General features: G+C 64.8%; 16 protein-coding genes. 13 read left to right on the top strand and 3 right to left on the bottom strand.

Annotation, left to right across the window (positions count from 1 at the left end; all coding sequences use genetic code 11):
- Nucleotides 1-6: 6 nt before the first annotated feature.
- Together B6K69_RS11000 and B6K69_RS11005 are read right to left on the bottom strand one after the other, a co-directional pair.
- A complete protein-coding gene (locus B6K69_RS11000) occupies nt 7-618 on the bottom strand; it encodes an SH3 domain-containing protein (protein ID WP_108643814.1) in 612 nt (203 codons plus the stop codon).
- A complete protein-coding gene (locus B6K69_RS11005; RefSeq protein ID WP_108643815.1) occupies nt 615-1,439 on the bottom strand; it encodes an ABC transporter permease in 825 nt (274 codons plus the stop codon). Before B6K69_RS11005 ends, B6K69_RS11000 begins: the two co-directional genes overlap by 4 nt.
- 111 nt (nt 1,440-1,550) lie before the next feature.
- Here B6K69_RS11005 and cysQ point away from each other — a divergent pair, with 111 nt between their 5' ends.
- The 13 genes from cysQ (at nt 1,551) to mnhG (ending at nt 15,801) form a co-directional block, all read left to right on the top strand.
- On the top strand, nt 1,551-2,324 hold the full coding sequence (gene cysQ / locus B6K69_RS11010; RefSeq protein WP_107671632.1) for a 3'(2'),5'-bisphosphate nucleotidase CysQ: 774 nt from the start codon (nt 1,551-1,553) through the stop codon (nt 2,322-2,324).
- Nucleotides 2,321-3,109, top strand: coding sequence for a 3-deoxy-manno-octulosonate cytidylyltransferase (locus B6K69_RS11015; RefSeq protein ID WP_108643816.1), 789 nt, complete (start codon nt 2,321-2,323; stop codon nt 3,107-3,109). The genes cysQ and B6K69_RS11015 overlap by 4 nt, the downstream gene beginning before the upstream one ends.
- A 161-nt stretch (nt 3,110-3,270) precedes the next feature.
- Nucleotides 3,271-4,167 carry a UTP--glucose-1-phosphate uridylyltransferase GalU gene (gene galU, locus B6K69_RS11020; RefSeq protein WP_107671630.1) on the top strand — a complete coding sequence of 299 codons (897 nt, stop codon included), beginning with the start codon at nt 3,271-3,273 and terminating at the stop codon, nt 4,165-4,167.
- Between the two features lie 4 nt (nt 4,168-4,171).
- Complete coding sequence (locus B6K69_RS11025) at nt 4,172-5,242, top strand: glycosyltransferase family 2 protein (RefSeq protein WP_108643817.1); 1,071 nt, start codon at nt 4,172-4,174, stop codon at nt 5,240-5,242.
- Nucleotides 5,243-5,468: 226 nt separating this feature from the next.
- Nucleotides 5,469-6,449, top strand: a complete 981-nt coding sequence (locus tag B6K69_RS11030; protein WP_181318136.1) for a glycosyltransferase family 2 protein — start codon at nt 5,469-5,471, stop codon at nt 6,447-6,449.
- Nucleotides 6,446-8,134, top strand: a complete 1,689-nt coding sequence (locus B6K69_RS11035) for a DUF5927 domain-containing protein (protein WP_108643818.1) — start codon at nt 6,446-6,448, stop codon at nt 8,132-8,134. The genes B6K69_RS11030 and B6K69_RS11035 overlap by 4 nt, the downstream gene beginning before the upstream one ends.
- An 11-nt stretch (nt 8,135-8,145) precedes the next feature.
- A complete protein-coding gene (locus B6K69_RS11040; RefSeq protein WP_108643819.1) occupies nt 8,146-9,543 on the top strand; it encodes a nodulation protein NodH in 1,398 nt (465 codons plus the stop codon).
- A 254-nt stretch (nt 9,544-9,797) separates the two neighbouring features.
- A complete protein-coding gene (locus tag B6K69_RS11045; protein ID WP_108644900.1) occupies nt 9,798-12,692 on the top strand; it encodes a monovalent cation/H+ antiporter subunit A in 2,895 nt (964 codons plus the stop codon).
- Entirely contained in the window at nt 12,692-13,036 is a 345-nt protein-coding gene (locus tag B6K69_RS11050; protein WP_107671625.1) for a Na+/H+ antiporter subunit C, read from the top strand. Before B6K69_RS11045 ends, B6K69_RS11050 begins: the two co-directional genes overlap by 1 nt.
- Complete coding sequence (locus B6K69_RS11055; RefSeq protein WP_108643820.1) at nt 13,033-14,670, top strand: monovalent cation/H+ antiporter subunit D; 1,638 nt, start codon at nt 13,033-13,035, stop codon at nt 14,668-14,670. Before B6K69_RS11050 ends, B6K69_RS11055 begins: the two co-directional genes overlap by 4 nt.
- Nucleotides 14,667-15,155: a Na+/H+ antiporter subunit E gene (locus B6K69_RS11060; protein WP_108643821.1), complete on the top strand. Its 489-nt coding sequence runs from the start codon at nt 14,667-14,669 to the stop codon at nt 15,153-15,155. The genes B6K69_RS11055 and B6K69_RS11060 overlap by 4 nt, the downstream gene beginning before the upstream one ends.
- Nucleotides 15,152-15,436 carry a K+/H+ antiporter subunit F gene (locus B6K69_RS11065; protein ID WP_107671622.1) on the top strand — a complete coding sequence of 95 codons (285 nt, stop codon included), beginning with the start codon at nt 15,152-15,154 and terminating at the stop codon, nt 15,434-15,436. The genes B6K69_RS11060 and B6K69_RS11065 overlap by 4 nt, the downstream gene beginning before the upstream one ends.
- Nucleotides 15,433-15,801 (top strand): monovalent cation/H(+) antiporter subunit G, encoded by a 369-nt coding sequence (mnhG, locus tag B6K69_RS11070; protein ID WP_108643822.1) that lies wholly within the window; start codon nt 15,433-15,435, stop codon nt 15,799-15,801. The genes B6K69_RS11065 and mnhG overlap by 4 nt, the downstream gene beginning before the upstream one ends.
- Here the strand turns inward: mnhG and B6K69_RS11075 are convergent.
- The gene (locus B6K69_RS11075; protein ID WP_108644901.1) at nt 15,786-16,244 is read right to left on the bottom strand and encodes an Lrp/AsnC family transcriptional regulator; all 459 of its coding nucleotides are present in this window, start codon (nt 16,242-16,244) and stop codon (nt 15,786-15,788) included. The two genes, mnhG and B6K69_RS11075, sit on opposite strands and share 16 nt — an antisense overlap.
- Nucleotides 16,245-16,262: the final 18 nt, after the last annotated feature.

Genomic DNA, 16,262 nt, shown 5'->3' on the forward strand with positions numbered 1-16,262 from the left:
CGCCGCTCAGGGCCGGGCCAGCGAACAGCAGCCGGTCAGGTGACGCGAACTTGCCGGCCCGTCGGGCGTCTGGCCCGTCAGGAACACATCCAGCGCCAGGCCGAAGGCGTTGTCGGACATGCCGTCCGAACAGGCCGCCCCGCGCAACACCGCCGTCATGCCCGTTGCGCCAAGGGCAACCAGGTTCGATCCGGGCTGAATTCCCCAGCGCGCCGTAACAGGCAGGGCCGTCTTGCCGGTTTCGGGGTCATCCAGCGTGGCGGTGCCGGCCACCGGGTCATAGGTCAGGCCCCAGAACGGCTCGGTTCCGTGGCAGTGCAGGGGCAGGTCAAGGCTGGCCCAACTGCCGGCGCCCGCGCGGCGCAGATAGGTCATCGAGGCATAGCCGACGCCTTCGCCGGTGTTCACCTTGCCCCAAGTGCCGGACAGTTCCACCACCTCGACCCCGCGCGTGTTCGGGCGCAGCGTTGCCACGACCTGTGCCCGCGCCGAAGGTTCGGCCCGGATGTTCAGCACATCGCCGGCGGCTACGCCGGTCACATCGTAAAGCGCCGGCAGGTCGTCTGCCTGTGCCGGCAGGGCCAACAGCGCCACAAGCAAAGCCAGCACGCGGATCATCGACGCTTGCCCCAGCTTGCCGAGATATGCCCGCGGGTGAAGAATTCGATCATCAACCCGATGACCACACAGACCATTCCCACCTTTATCGGGTAGATCATCGAGGTGAAATGCGGGTTGTAGTTCAGGAAAATGAAACCGCGCGCCTGATCAATGATATGAAACAGGGGGTTCCAGTCGAACAGCGCCCTGAGCGGTGCCGCCGTCATATTGGCCACCACCATCTTGCCGCTCGCGATCATGTTCACGCGCTGATAGATTTTTGAGGCGACGCCAAAGAATTCCGGCTGCCACGGGGTTGCCGAATAGAAGATCAGCCCGATGGCGGCCCCCGTCCACCATGCCAGCAGAACCATCCCCAGCGCGGGGACCGGATCCCTGATCGTGATCGGCTCAAACAGGGTGTGGTAGAACAGCAGAATGATGGCGCCCGAAAAGATCTGCCGGTACAGCGACGCCAGCGCCGCCGAGGTGACCGCGACGATGGGGTTCATCGGCGCGTGCATCATCATCGCCGAGGCCTGACCATCGGCCCCCGAAACGGCACCGATCGCCGCAGTATGGGCGCGGAACATGAACACGCCCGACATGACGTAAAGGACGAAATCTCCGCGGATCGCGACGCGCCGCAACCCAAGAATGTGGAACATTGCCACGAAGACGGTCACCATCAAGGCGGCGTTCACCACCTCCATCACCAGGCCAAGAACCGCATTGCTGTAGTTCTTGCGCAAGGCGCGCGCCGTGGAATGATAGATGAGTTCGAGAAGCTCGAACCCGGTTCTCATATGCGAGAGTCTGGTTGCCTGCGGTCGGAACATCCCGTGCCTTTTCGCCTGTCCTGTGGCCCCCAGCCTAAGCGGGACTTCTTGCCGATCCGTTGCCGGCAGAGGATAAGGGCCCGGCCCGTCTAAGGCAACAAGGAGAGACCCATGGATCACAATCACCTTATCCCCATTCTTCGCCAACTGGCGCTTGAGGCGGGGGATCGTATCCTTGAGGTCTATAACGGCCCCGATTTCGAGGTGCGCGCCAAGGGCGATGCCTCGCCCGTGACCGAGGCCGACGAAGCGGCGGATGCCCTGATTTCCGCCGGGCTGCGGGCTGCCTTTCCCGATCTTCCCCTCATCACCGAAGAACAGGCCGACAGCCACGCCCTTCAGGCGGCCACCTTCCTGATCGTCGATCCGCTGGATGGCACCAAGGAATTCGTCCAGCGCCGCGGCGATTTCACTGTGAACATCGCCTATGTCGAAAACGGTGTGCCGGTCCGGGGCGTGGTCTATGCGCCGGCGCAGGGGCGGCTGTTCTATACCCTGGCCGACGGAACTTCTGTTGAAGAACTGGCAGATGGCAGCCTGCGCCCGCTGCGCGTGGCAACGCCTGACAATGCCGCGCTGATGGTGGTGGCGTCGAAATCCCATCGCGACGCGGCAACCGACGAATACATCAACCGTTACGCGGTGAAGGATTCCCGCAGCGCCGGTTCCAGCCTCAAGTTCTGCCTTGTCGCCACGGGCGAGGCCGACCTTTACCCCCGGCTTGGCCGCACCATGGAATGGGACACCGCCGCCGGCGATGCCGTGCTGCGCGGGGCGGGCGGCATCTGCGTGCGCTTTGATGACCACACGCCGCTGACCTATGGCAAACCCGGCTGGGACAACCCCCATTTCATCGCCCATGCCCCCGGTGTGGTGCTGAAATGAAGACGCTGATCGCCATCCCCGCCCGCTATGCCAGCACCCGGTATCCGGGCAAACCGCTGGTTTCCCTGCGGGGCCCCGATGGTGACAAGACCCTGATTCGCCGAAGCTGGGAGGCGGCGATGGCCGTCCGGGGCATCGACCGCGTTGTCGTTGCCACCGATGACGACCGGATTGCCGACCACGCCCGCGCTTTCGGCGCCGAGGTGGTGATGACCTCCTCCGATGCGCGCAACGGAACCGAGCGCGTGGCCGAGGTGGCAACGCACCTGCCCGGCTTTGACGTGATCGTGAACCTTCAGGGCGACGCGCCGCTGACGCCGCCGTGGTTCGTCGAGGATCTGGTCGCCGGTCTTGCCACCGATTCGCAGGCCGACATCGCCACGCCCGTCCTGCGCTGCGACGGGGCCGCCCTGTCGGGGTTCCGCGCCGACCGCCGCGCCGGGCGCGTTGGTGGAACCACCGCTGTTTTCGGGCAGGCGGGACGCGCGCTCTACTTCTCGAAAGAGGTTATCCCCTACACCGGCCGCGATTATGCCGATGATGAGCCGACCCCGGTCTTTCATCATGTGGGCGTCTATGCCTATCGCCCCGCCGCCCTTGCCGCCTATTCAAGCTGGCCGATCGGCCCGCTGGAAACGCTGGAAGGTCTGGAACAGCTTCGCTTTCTTGAACAGGGCCGCCGCGTCCTTTGTGTCGAGGTCGAGGCCCGTGGCCGCAAATTCTGGGAATTGAACAATCCCACGGATGTGGCAGTCTTGGAATCGATGTTGGCAGATATGTGCTGACGGGGCGCAAGGCGATGCTTTTCCCCCCATTAGGTGCTTCCCGTAAGGTCTGTTACCCGGTATCTCACGCCCACGCCCGAATCCTGCCGCTGTTTCCGCAGGATCTTATGTAGCCAGACGGCTGTTCGTCCGTTTGTCGGGAAAATGAAACGAGTGATGTGATGAAGCCCAAGAAGGTTACAAAAGCCGTCTTCCCGGTCGCAGGTCTGGGAACACGGTTTCTGCCGGCAACGAAGTCGATCCCGAAAGAGATCATGACACTGGTCGACCGGCCGTTGATCCAATACGCGATCGACGAGGCCCGCGCCGCCGGGATCAAGGAGTTCATCTTCGTCACCTCGCGCGGCAAGTCCGCGCTTGAGGATTACTTCGACAACGCCCCCGAGCTTGAATCGGAGCTGCGCCGCAAGGGCAAGACCGAGCTTCTGGAAATGCTCAAGGACACCAACATGGACAGCGGCGCCATCGCCTATGTCCGTCAGAACCGGCCCATGGGCCTGGGTCATGCCGTCTGGTGTGCCCGCCGCCTGATCGGCGACGAACCGTTTGCCGTCCTGCTGCCCGATGATGTGATCGCCGCCGAAAAGCCCTGCCTTCAGCAGATGGTCGAAGCCTATGCCGAAACCGGCGGCTGCATGGTGGCGGCCATGGAAGTGCCGCCCGCCAAGGCCAGCTCTTACGGCGTCCTCGACATTGCCGAGGATCGCGGCGCCATTGTCCGTGCCAAGGGCATGGTCGAAAAGCCCAAGGCCGAAGACGCGCCGTCGAACCTTGCGGTGATCGGGCGTTACATCTTGTCGCCGCAGATTCTGGTCAACCTCAACCGCATGAAACAGGGCGCCGGCGGCGAGGTCCAGTTGACCGACGCCATCGCCGAAGAGGTCGACTCGAAGGCCGGTGTCCACGGCTTCCGCTTCCGTGGCCTGCGCTACGACTGCGGATCGAAGGCCGGGTTCCTGCAAGCCACCGTTGCCTTCGGTCTGTCACGCCCCGATCTGCGCGATGAGTTTCAGAGCTATCTGACCGACATGTTCGCGCAACAGCGGGCTGCGCAATAGGGCAATGGGGGCAGAGCCCCACGCCTATCCGATCCTTGATCTGCCTGCGCCCCAACGGGGCGCGGTGCAGGTCTGGCGGTCTTTCCGCCTGCGGCTGCGCCGCCGTGTCCTGATCGCGCGCGCGCTGCGCAAACGCCGCGAACTGACGCCGATCACCGACAGAACCGCCGGCCTGCGCCGCCGCGCCATCCTCTGCGTGATGGTCGTCCGCAATGAGGCCGAGCGTTTGCCGCATTTCCTGGAGTACCATCGCCGCCTGGGCGTCGATCACTTCCTGATCGTGGACAATGCCAGCACCGATGACACCGCGGCCCTGCTGCGCGATTGTGCCGATGTCTCGCTCTGGCAGACCGCCGCCAGCTACCGCCGGTCACGCTTCGGGCTGGACTGGACGAACTGGCTGCTTCTGCGGCATGGCCATGGCCGCTGGTGTCTGACGCTGGATGCCGACGAACTGCTGGTCTACCCGCATTGCGAGACGCGGCCCCTGCCGGCTTTGACGCGCTGGCTTGATGACCACGGCATCGACAGTTTCGGCGCCATGATGCTGGACCTTTACCCCGAAGGGCCGCTTTCGGCACACAGCTTTCAGCCGGGCGATGATCCGCTTGCCATCCTGCGCTGGTTCGACAGCGGCAATTATCAGGTGCAGGTCCAGCCCCGAATGCGCAATCTCTGGATTCAGGGAGGGGTGCGGGCGCGCACCTTCTTTGCGCAAGACCCCCGCCGCGCGCCGACGCTGAACAAGATTCCGCTGGTGCGCTGGCACTGGCGCTATGCCTATGTGAATTCAACCCACTCCGCCCTGCCGCCGCGCCTGAACGCCACCTTTGACGAAACCGGCGGCGAACAGATTTCGGGCGTGCTGCTGCACACGAAATTCCTGCCGTCGGCGGCCCGGCGGGCGGCCGAGGAAAAGGCCCGCCGCGAACATTTTGCCGATCCGGCCCGCTATGCCGATTACTGGGACAGTCTGGCCACCGATCCGGTGCTGCACGGCCCTGCCTCGCAGCGCTATCAGGGCTGGCGGCAACTGGAAGGCCTTGGCCTGATGTCGCGCGGGGGCTGGATCTGATGCCGTGCAAAGGGCGCCAGTGTTTACTTGACCGGCCTCACATTCTAGACACGAACAGTTGTGGCATTGACCGGCGCGGGCGCTCACCTATGTGGACTGAAAGGATTTTCGGCGCTGCCATCGCCACGCCCTGTCCCGCGGCAGGACGGTTGGCCTGCCGGTTCGGGCATGAATCCGTCAAGAACAGGGTCGTCGGGTGGGCTTGATCGGTTCATATCGCCTGCGGATGCGGCGACGGCGTCTGATCGCCCGGGCCGTGTTGCGGCGCAAGGATCTGGTCCCCGTGGCCCAGCGGACCGAGTCCCTGCGGCCGGATGCAATTCTTCTGTTCGCAACCCTGCGGAACGAACGGGTCCGCCTGCCCTATTTCCTGAAGTATTACCGCGATCTGGGGATCGACCACTTCCTGTTCGTTGACAACGACAGCACCGACGGAAGCCGCGATTATCTGGCCGCACAGCCAGATGTGTCGCTCTGGACGACGCCGGCGTCCTATCGGAAATCGCGCTTCGGGATGGACTGGATCATGTCCCTTCTGCGCGCGCATGGTCACAACCGCTGGTGCCTGACGGTCGATGTCGATGAATTCCTGATCTATCCCTTCTGCGAAACCCGCCCGCTGCGCGCCCTGACCGACTGGCTGGATGCCAGCAGCATCCGCACCTTCTCGGCCATGATGCTGGATATGTATCCGCAGGGGCCGATCCAGGATCAGCCCTATCGCGAAGGCCAGAACCCGTTTGAAATCGCCCAGTGGTTTGACAGCGGCAATTACACCTTCACCCGCAACTGGCCCTACGGAAACCTGTGGATTCAGGGCGGCCCCCGCAGCCGCACCTTCTTTGCCAGCCGGCCGCGGCAGGCCCCGGCGCTGAACAAGATCCCGCTGGTCCGCTGGGACCGCTCCTTCGCCTATGTCAGTTCGACACACATGCTTCTGCCGCGCGGGCTGAACCTTGTCTATGATCGCGCCGGCGGCGAAAAGACCAGCGGCTGCCTGCTGCACGCCAAGTTCCTCGACACCTTCGCCCTGAAGGCGCAGGAAGAGATGGCGCGCGGCGAACACTATGCCGAAAGCCGCGAATACAAGGCCTATCTCAACGGGTTGGCTGAACAGCCCGATTTCTGGTGCAAGTGGAGCGAGAAGTACATCAACTGGCGGCAGCTCGAAATTCTGGGTCTCATGTCCACGGGGAACTGGGCATGAGGCTGGGCTTCGTCATGCTGACGCATACCGCGCTGGACCGTGCCGCGCAGGTCGCGCGCTATTGGGCCAGCAACGGCTGCCCCGTGGTCATTCACGTCGACCGCCGCACCCCCGCCGCCGAGCATGATGCCCTGCGTGCCGGTCTGGCCGATCTGGCCAATGTCCGCTTCTCGCCCCGGCATGTCTGCGAATGGGGCACCTGGGGCCTTGTGGCCGCAACGCAGGCGGCCTCAAGCATGATGCTGGCCGAATTCCCGGAGGTGCAACGCGTCTATCTGGCCTCCGGCTCATGCTTGCCATTGCGCCCGGTTGGCGAATTGCAGGCCTATCTTGACCAGCACCCCCGGACCGATTTCATCGAAAGCGTGACCGCCGCCGATGTTGACTGGACGATCGGCGGCCTGAATTCCGAACGGTTCACGCTGCGCTTCCCGTTCTCGTGGCGCAAGCACCGCGTCCTGTTCGACGGATATGTCCGGCTGCAGCGCCGCCTTGGTATACGCCGCCGCCTGCCCGAAGGGCTTGTGCCGCATCTGGGCAGCCAGTGGTGGTGCCTGACGCGGCAAACCCTGTCGGCCATTCTCGACGGGCCCGGCCGCGCCGCCTATGACCGCTTTTTCCGCAAGGTCTGGATTCCCGACGAAAGCTATTTCCAGTCGCTGGTCAGGATACATTCGACCAACATCGAAAGCCGCTCGCTGACGCTGTCCAAGTTCGATTTCCAGGGCAAGCCGCACATCTTCTATGATGACCACCTGCAACTTCTGCGCCGGTCTGACTGTTTCGTTGCCCGCAAGATCTGGCCGCAGGCCGACAAGCTGTATGAAACCTTCCTCTCGCCCGAAGCCGCCAGCCAGCCCCGCGCCGAACCGAACCCGGGCCGGATCGACCGGCTGTTTTCCAAGGCGGTCGAACGGCGGCTGACCGGCCGCGCCGGCCTTTACATGCAGTCGCGCTTTCCCACGCGGGAACGCGAAAACGGCCGGACTGCCGCGCCCTATTCGCTGTTCCAGGGCTTTGCCGAGCTGTTCGAGGATTTCGAGACCTGGCTTTCCAAATCCGCCGGCATCCGCGTGCATGGCAACCTGTTCGCGCCGGATCGTGTGCAGTTTGCCGGCGGTGTGGGCATCTACAACGGCTGCCTGTCTGACAGCACAGCCCTGCGCGACTATAACCCGCGCGCCTTTCTTGCCAGCCTGATCTGGAACACCCGCGGCGAACGCCAGTGTTTCCAGTTCGGGCCCGACGACGCGCAGAAGATCACCGAATTCATCGCCGGCGATCCCAACGCCCAGGTGTCGGTCATCACCGGCGCCTTTGCGATTCCGCTGTTCCGGTCCAACCTGAACTTCGGCATCATCCGGACCGAGGCCGCCCGGTTGCAGCGCATCGAATCCGAATTCCTGTCCGTCTTGCGGGCCCCCACCTCCAAGGCCCGGGTCCGCATCTGGAACCTTGCCGAGTTCCTGGAAAACCCCATAGAACCCCTTCAGACCATCGTCGATGAAATCAACCCGCGCAGCCCGCACCGCCTGTCCGAGGTGCCGCGGCTGGTTGATCTTACCGGCTTTGGTCAGTTCCTTCAGAATCTGCGCAATCAGGGCATGAAGCCGGTCCTGATGGGCGATTTCCCGGTAAATGGTCCTTCTCCAACCTCGGGTCGTCGTGCCCGGTCCAAGCAATGAAGTGATCACCGATGCCCGTATTCACCTCTTTCGTCATGCTTGCCGGAATGCGGACAGGCTCGAACTTTCTTGAGGCGAACCTGAATGCCCTTCCGGGCGTCGCCTGTCTGGGTGAGGTGTTCAACCCGCATTTCATCGGCAAGAAGGACCAGACCGAACTGTTCGGCGTTGATCTTGAACAGCGCGATCAGAACCCAGCGCTGTTGCTGCGCCGCATCCGCGCGAAAACGCCCGGCCTTTCCGGCTTCCGCTATTTCCATGATCACGACGCCCGTATCCTGCCGCTGCTGCTGGACGATCCGGCCTGCGCCAAGATCGTGCTGACCCGCAACCCGGCGGAAAGCTATGTAAGCTGGAAGATCGCGCAGGCCACCGGCCAGTGGAAGCTGACCAACGTCAAGAACCTGCGGCAGGCAAAGGCACAGTTCGACCCCGCCGAGTTCGAGCATTACCTGACCGCCGCGCAGGATTTCCAGTTGCAGATACTGCGCGCGCTTCAGACCAGCGGGCAGACGGCGTTCTATCTTGATTACGAAGACATCGGCGATGTCGCGGTGCTGAACGGCCTGGCCGGCTGGCTGGGGGTCGAGGCGCGGCTTGAAGCGGTGGATGGCACGCTCAAGAAGCAGAACCCCGAAGAGATTGGCACCAAGGTCGCCAATTTCGACCAGATGGAAACCGCGCTGACGCGGCTTGATCGGTTCAACCTGTCGCGCACGCCGAACTTCGAACCGCGCCGCCCGCCCGCCATTCCGTCCTATGTGGCCGCATCGGGGCTGCTGTTCATGCCGGTTCGCTCCGGCCCCTCTGCGGTGGTGCGGGACTGGCTGGAAAAGTTGCACCCCGGCGAGGTGATCGAGGAATTCACCCAGAAATCGCTGCGCCAGTGGAAGCGGGCCAACTGCCCGCACCGCAGCTTTACCGTGCTGCGCCACCCGCTGCTGCGCGCCCATGTGGCCTTCCGCGAGATGATCGTGTCCGGTCGTCTGGCCGATCAGCGCGCCAGCCTGATCCGTCTGCAAAAGGCAGACCTTCCGCCGCCGGGCCTGCCTTTCGCCGATGTTGACCAGCACCGCCAGGCCTTCCTGGCCTTCCTGCGCTTTGCCCGGCTTTCTGTCGCGGGCCAGACCGGCCCGCGGGTTGATCCGCACTGGGCCAGCCAGACCGCGGTTCTGCAAGGCTTCGCCGGCTTCCAGCCGCCCGATGTGATCCTGCGCGAAGACCGTCTCGCCGATGGTCTGGCCTATCTGGCGGCAGAGCTGGGCCTGACTGCCCCATCCGCCCCGCGCGCCGACAGTGCCGCCGAAACGGCCCTGTCGGAAATCTGGGATGCCTCTCTCGAAGAGGCCGCCGAAGAAGCCTATGCCCGCGATTATCTTGGCTTCGGCTTCGGCCGCTGGCGCGACTGAAGCCGCCTTTCCGGTCCGCAGCCTGCCGGAAGCGTGCGGTTTGTGACGAAACTGAAAGACGAATTTACGCCCTGCGGCCACATTGTCGAAACTGGCGGGTTGAATCCGCAGCCCCTGCGCCTTCATAAAGCGTAAGGGTCAATCACGGGGTATCGGGGTTGCTGCAACCGCCCGCGGGTGGATGGGCGGCCTTGTGCGTTCGCGGTCATCGCCCTTTCCCGGTTGCAACAAAGTGAGTGAAAGACCGCCGCTGCATGATTGAGCAGAACCTGATCCTGGTCCTTGCGTTCCTGCCCTTCGTGGCGGCGCTGGCAACGGCAACGTTGCCGGAAAATGCCCACGGGGCGGCGGCCTGGGTGTCGGGGGCACTGCTGCTGGCGGGGCTTGGGGTCATGGCGGGTCTGCACGGCGCCGTTGCCGATGGCGAACCAGTGCGCGCCGTTCTGCGCTGGGTGCCGTCGCTGGGCCTGAACCTTTCGTTCCGCATCGACAGTTTCGTCTGGCTGTTCATCACCCTTGTGCTGTCCATCGGTATTCTGGTGGTGATCTACGCCCGCTACTACCTGGCCGAAACCGACCCGGTTCCCCGGTTCTATTCCTTCCTCATGGCCTTCACCGGCGCCATGATCTGTATGCTGATGTCCGGCAACATCCTGATGATGGTGGTGTTCTGGGAACTGACCTCGATCATTTCGTTCCTGCTGATCGGCTACTGGTATCAGGGCCAGGCCGCGCGCGATGGCGCACGGATGGCGCTGATCGTCACCGCAAGCGGTGGTCTGTGCCTGTTGCTGTCGATGCTGATCATCGGCCAGATCCTGGGCACCTATGACCTGGACCGCGTTCTGGCCTCGGGTGACCTGATCCGCGCGCATCCGCTGTATCCGCTGGTTCTGGTGCTGTTCCTGCTGGGCGCCTTCACCAAATCGGCGCAGTTCCCGTTCCATTTCTGGCTGCCCGGCGCCATGGCCGCGCCGACGCCGGTGTCGGCCTTCCTTCATTCGGCCACCATGGTGAAGGCCGGGGTGTTCCTGCTGATCCGCTTTTCCCCCGCGCTGGGCGGGACCGAGCTCTGGTTCTTCGCCGTTACCGGCACCGGCATGGCCACGCTGCTGATGGGCGCGGTGATCGCGCTGTTCCGGCATGACCTGAAGGGTCTGCTGGCCTATTCCACCATCAGCCACCTTGGCCTGATCACCGCGCTGGCCGGGCTTGGCAGCAGCACCGCCATTCTGGCGGCGATCTTCCACATCGTGAACCATGCGGTGTTCAAGGCCTCGCTCTTCATGGCGGCAGGGATCATCGCCCATGAAACCGGCACCCGTGACATGCGGCGCCTCAGCGGGCTGATGCGCTACATGCCCATCACCGGAACGCTGGCCATCGTGGCTTCGGCCGCCATGGCGGGGGTGCCGCTGATGAATGGCTTTCTGTCGAAAGAGATGTTCTTCGCCGAGGCGGTGGATTGGCACAACGGCACCTGGCTGGACAATGCGCTGCCCTGGATCGCCACGCTGGCCAGCATCTTTGCCGTCGCCTATTCGCTGCGCTTCATCGCCGCCGTGTTCTTCGGCCCCGAACCGACCGACCTGCCGCAAACCCCGCATGAACCCGTGGCCTGGCTGCGCCTGCCGGTCGAGGCGCTGGTTCTGGTCTGCCTTGTGGTTGGCGTGTTCCCCGGCCTGACCCTGGGCCCCACGCTGAACCTGGCGGTCGAATCCGTGACCGGTACCACCCTGCCCGATTATGACATCGCCATCTGGCACGGCATCAACACCCCCCTGCTGATGAGCCTGGGCGCCCTTGCCGGCGGGGTGATCCTGTATTTCGCCTTTGCCCAGCGCATTGCCGAAGGGCCCGAAGGCCCGCCGCTCTTGCACCGGCTGCGGGCGCAGCGGCTGTTTGAAAAGGGTCTGTTGCTGCTGTCCTGGCGGGTGCCGCGCGCGGTCATGGCCATCATCGGCAGCGAGAAGCTGCAAACCCAGTTGCGCACCATCGTTCTTCTGGCGATTGCCGGTGTCGGGCTTGCGCTTTGGGGCACCTTGCAACAGGCGGCCGAACCGCGGACCAACGCGCTGAACCCGTCCTTTGCCCTGATGTGGATCGTGGGCGCCGCCTGCGCGCTGGGCGCCGCCTGGCAGGCGAAATATCACCGCTTTGCCGCCCTTACGCTGCTGGGTGGCGCGGGGCTGGTCACCTGCCTGACCTTCGCGTGGTTCTCCGCCCCCGATCTGGCGGTGACGCAGCTTCTGGTCGAAATCGTGACAACCGTGCTGCTGCTGCTGGGCCTGCGCTGGCTGCCGCGTCGGCGGGAAGAGATTCACGAAGACACGCTGTTGCCCGCCCGCGCCCGCCGCCTGCGCGATCTGATCATCGCCTCGGTGGCGGGGGCCGGCATCGCCGCCATGGCCTTTGTCATCATGACCCGGCCGCTGATCCCCAACATCGGTGACTGGTTCCTGCGCAACGCCTATTACGAGGCGGGCGGCACCAATACCGTCAACGTCATCCTTGTCGATTTCCGGGCCTTCGACACCTTCGGCGAAATCACCGTTCTGGCCATCGTGGGGCTGACGGTCTTTGCGCTGCTGCGCCGGTTCCGCCCCGCCCCCGAAAGCCTGCGCGACCTGCGCCCCGAGGAAGAGGCCGACGCCGAAACCCGGTCGCTGGCCGATTACCTGCTGGTGCCCTCGGTCATCATGCGCTGGATGTTCCCGCCGATCATCGTGATCTCGGCCTATCTGTTCCTGCGCGGCCATGATCTGCCGGGCGGCGGCTTCTCGGCCGGGGTGACGCTGGCCATCGGTTTCCTGCTGCAATACCTGGGCCATGATGTCCGCTGGGTCGAGGCACGGCTGACCGTGCTGCCGATCCGCTGGATGGGCTTTGGCCTGCTGATCGCCGGGGCCACCGGCGTGGCCGCCTTCGCCTTCGGCTATCCGTTCCTGACGGCCCATGCCCAGTATGTTGACCTGCCGCTGATCGGCAAGGTTCCGGCCGCCACCGCGCTGATCTTCGACACGGGCGTGTTCTCGCTGGTGGTGGGGGCAACCGTGCTGATGCTGATCGCCATCGCGCACCAGTCGCTGCGCCTGTCGCGGATGCGCGAACACGAAGCGGCCGAAGCCCAGGCGAAAGAGGCCGCGTGATGGAAATCGTGCTCTCCGCCGCCATCGGCATCCTGGCCGCCTCGGGCATCTGGCTTCTGCTGCGGCCCCGCACTTTTCAGGTGATCGTGGGCCTGTGCCTGCTGTCCTATGCGGTGAACCTGTTCATCTTCTCGATGGGCCGGCTGACGGTGGGGGTGCCGCCGATCATGCCGCAGGGCGGATTCGTCAACCCCACGCTTTACGCCGATCCGCTGCCGCAGGCGCTGGTGCTGACGGCCATCGTCATCAGCTTTGCCACCACGGCGCTGTTTCTGGTGGTCATCATCGCCTCGCGCGGGCTGACCGGCACCGACCATGTTGACGGCAAGGAGCGCGAAGGATGAACGGCGGCCCTGATCACCTGATCATCGCGCCGATCCTGATCCCGTTCTTCGCGGGCGCGCTGATGCTGCTTTACGAAGACCGCCGCCGCCGCGCCAAGTTCTTCATCAGCCTTGCCGCAACCGTGGCGCTGCTCTTTGTCGCGATCGAGCTTCTGAACCGTTCCAAGGGGAACGAACTGTCGGGCGGCAACGACATCGGCTTTTACCTGCTGGGCGACTGGGCTTCGCCCTTCGGTATCGTTCTGGTGATCGACCGGCTTTCCGCGATGATGCTGGTGCTGTCCTCGCTGGTGGCAATTCCGGCGCTGGTCTATTCGGCCGCCGGGTGGAACCGGCAGGGGCAGCATTTCCATTCGATGTTCATGTTCCTGCTGATGGGCCTGAACGGCGCCTTCCTGACGGGCGACCTGTTCAACCTGTTCGTGTTCTTCGAGGTGCTTCTGGCCGCCTCTTACGGAATGCTGCTGCATGGCGGCGGGCAGCTTCGGGTGCGCGCGGGGCTGCATTACATCGCGGTCAACCTGACCGCCTCGCTGCTGTTCCTGCTGGGCGTTGCCATCATCTATGGCGTCACCGGCACGCTGAACATGGCGCAGCTTTCCAAGCTGGTGCCGCTGATGGCACAGGAAAACCGGCCGCTGTTCCACGCCGGCGCCGCGCTGATGGGGCTGGCCTTCCTGATCAAGGCCGGCATCTGGCCGGTCTCGTTCTGGCTGCCGCTGGCCTATCAGGCCGGGGCGGCCCCCGTGGCGGCGCTGTTTGCCATCATGACCAAGGTCGGCATCTATGTCCTTTTGCGGCTGTCGATGCTGATGTTCGGCACCGCCGCCGGCATTTCCTCGGGCTTCGGCGCCGAGGTTCTGATCGCCGGCGGCATGGCAACGGTGGTCTTCGGCTTTGTCGGCGTTCTCGCCTCGCAGGGGTTGGGCCGGATGGCGGCGCATCTGGTGCTGGTCTCCTCGGGCACGCTGCTGGCGGTGAACGGGCTGGCGCTGGCGGGCGGCGGGGCGGCCCTGCTGGCGGGCGGGCTGTTCTACATGCTGAACTCCACCCTCGCGACCAGCGCCCTGTTCCTGCTGATCGAGCCGATGAGCCGCGAAGAAGGCGGCATCGCCGCCATGCTGGCGCTGACCGCCGACGCCTATGGTCTGGATGAGCGCGAGGAAGACAGCCAGCCCGAGGTGGGCCTTGCCATTCCCGGCACGCTGACCGTGCTTGGCCTGACCTTCGGCGCCTGCCTGCTGGTGCTGGCGGGCCTGCCACCCATGGCGGGCTTCATCGGCAAGGTCGCCATCCTGCGCGGCGTTCTGGCGACCGATGCCGTTTCACCCGCCGTCGGCTGGGCCTTTGTCGCGCTTCTGCTGCTGGCCGGTCTTGCCACGCTGATCGGCCTCGTCCGCATCGGGATTCAAACCTTCTGGGCTGGCGACGGCATCGTTCCGCGCGTGCTGGCGCTGGAAATCGCGCCGGCGCTGGCGCTGACCGCGCTGATGCTGGTGCTGACGATCAAGGCCGACGATGTGCTGCGCTACATGCGCGCCACGGCCGAGGCGCTTCATGCCCCCGCCATCTATGCCGATGGCGCGCTGGGTGCCCCCCGCGCCGTCGATGCCGAACCCGAGGAGGAGGAGTGATGCGCCTTGTTCCGCACCCCCTTCTGTCGCTGGCGCTGACACTGATGTGGCTGCTGCTGAACCGCTTCTCGCTTGGCCACCTGTTGCTGGGGACCGCCATCGGCCTGTTCGCCGGCTGGGTTTTCCAGAAGCTGGAACCCAAGGGTCCGCGCATCCGCGCGTTCTGGCCGCTGATCCGGCTGATGGGGATCGTCAGCATCGACATCATCCGCTCCAACATCGCGGTGGCCTGGCTGATCCTGACCAATGGCCGCAACGGGGCCCGCCGGTCGGGCTTTGTCGAAATCCCGCTGCGCATCAGCAACCCTTCCGCGCTGGCCCTGCTGGCGCTGATCGTCACCGCCACGCCCGGCACCGCCTGGATGGAATACCGCCCCGGTTCGGGCGTGCTGCTGCTGCATGTCTTCGACATGATCGACGATGAGGCCTGGCGCAGCCTGATCCGCGACCGTTACGAAGCCCTGCTGCTGGAGGCTTTCGCATGACCGCCGCAACGCTGATCTGGTGGGCCCTGACCTATGCCCAGTTCATGCTGGCTCTGGCGGCCATCCTTGCCATGGTCCGCACCCTGCGCGGCCCGCGCGCGCAAGACCGGGTGCTGGCTCTGGATTCGCTCTACATCAACGCGATGCTGCTGTTCGTCGTCACGGGTATGCGCCTTGGCACCCCGTTCTTCTTCGAGGCGTCTCTGGTCATCGGCGTGCTGGGCTTCGTGGCCACGGTGGCGCTGGCCAAGTTCCTGATCCGCGGCGAGGTGATCGAATGACCTCCTTCGAAGCCCTGCCGCTGTGGGTTGCCATCCCGGTTGCGCTGCTGCTGGTGATCGGCAGTTCGCTCACCTTCCTCGGCACGCTGGGGCTGGTCCGGCTGCGCAGCTTCTATGACCGGATTCACGCGCCCACGCTGGGCACAAGCTGGGGCACGGCGGGCATCCTTCTGGCGGGGCTGCTGGCCTTTTCCTGGGGGCAGGACCGTGTAATCGTGCATGAGCTGGTGATCGGCATCTTCGTGATGATCACCACGCCTGTCACGCTGATGCTGCTGGGCCGCGCTGCCCTGCACCGCGACCGCAAGGACGGCACCCCCGACATTCCCCCCGCGGCTGAACGCGAGACTCAGGAACTGCTCTGATCCGGCCGCCCCTGTCTGCGCCCCGCCCGCCGCGTTGACATCAGAAGGTTCGTCTCGCTGGTCATGACGCCCTCGACCTCGCGGATGCGGAAGATGGTCTCGTCAAGCTCGGCCAGCGTCTGCGCCCCAAGCTCGACCACCAGATCCCAGCGCCCCGCGGTTGAATGAACCGCCACCGCCTGCGGAAACCCTGTCAGCCGCGCCATGATCCGCTCGGCACCGCGGCCTTCGATCCCCACCATCATCAAGGCCCTCACTGGCGCCGGGCTGGCGTCGGCGCGCGTCAGCACGGTGAACCCCGCGATCTCGCCCGCGGTCGCCAGACGCTCCATCCGGGCGCGCACCGTGGCCCGGCTCAACCCCAGCCGCGCCGCCAGATCGGACAGCGCCGCCCGGCCATCGCGCCGCAACTCCGCGATCAAACGCAGGTCGGTGTCGTCCATTTCGTTTATCCTTGTCAC

Source organism: Pseudogemmobacter blasticus (assembly GCF_003071405.1).
Taxonomy (GTDB): domain Bacteria; phylum Pseudomonadota; class Alphaproteobacteria; order Rhodobacterales; family Rhodobacteraceae; genus Pseudogemmobacter; species Pseudogemmobacter blasticus.

Coding starts and splice junctions, on each gene's coding strand:
- cysQ (WP_107671632.1), top strand. CDS start 1,551: ATGGATCACAATCACCTTATCCCCATTCTTCGCCAACTGGCGCTTGAG.
- B6K69_RS11005 (WP_108643815.1), bottom strand. CDS start 1,439: ATGTTCCGACCGCAGGCAACCAGACTCTCGCATATGAGAACCGGGTTC.
- galU (WP_107671630.1), top strand. CDS start 3,271: ATGAAGCCCAAGAAGGTTACAAAAGCCGTCTTCCCGGTCGCAGGTCTG.
- B6K69_RS11045 (WP_108644900.1), top strand. CDS start 9,798: ATGATTGAGCAGAACCTGATCCTGGTCCTTGCGTTCCTGCCCTTCGTG.
- mnhG (WP_108643822.1), top strand. CDS start 15,433: ATGACCTCCTTCGAAGCCCTGCCGCTGTGGGTTGCCATCCCGGTTGCG.
- B6K69_RS11035 (WP_108643818.1), top strand. CDS start 6,446: ATGAGGCTGGGCTTCGTCATGCTGACGCATACCGCGCTGGACCGTGCC.
- B6K69_RS11040 (WP_108643819.1), top strand. CDS start 8,146: ATGCCCGTATTCACCTCTTTCGTCATGCTTGCCGGAATGCGGACAGGC.
- B6K69_RS11075 (WP_108644901.1), bottom strand. CDS start 16,244: ATGGACGACACCGACCTGCGTTTGATCGCGGAGTTGCGGCGCGATGGC.
- B6K69_RS11050 (WP_107671625.1), top strand. CDS start 12,692: ATGGAAATCGTGCTCTCCGCCGCCATCGGCATCCTGGCCGCCTCGGGC.
- B6K69_RS11065 (WP_107671622.1), top strand. CDS start 15,152: ATGACCGCCGCAACGCTGATCTGGTGGGCCCTGACCTATGCCCAGTTC.
- B6K69_RS11030 (WP_181318136.1), top strand. CDS start 5,469: ATGCGGCGACGGCGTCTGATCGCCCGGGCCGTGTTGCGGCGCAAGGAT.
- B6K69_RS11025 (WP_108643817.1), top strand. CDS start 4,172: ATGGGGGCAGAGCCCCACGCCTATCCGATCCTTGATCTGCCTGCGCCC.
- B6K69_RS11055 (WP_108643820.1), top strand. CDS start 13,033: ATGAACGGCGGCCCTGATCACCTGATCATCGCGCCGATCCTGATCCCG.
- B6K69_RS11000 (WP_108643814.1), bottom strand. CDS start 618: ATGATCCGCGTGCTGGCTTTGCTTGTGGCGCTGTTGGCCCTGCCGGCA.
- B6K69_RS11015 (WP_108643816.1), top strand. CDS start 2,321: ATGAAGACGCTGATCGCCATCCCCGCCCGCTATGCCAGCACCCGGTAT.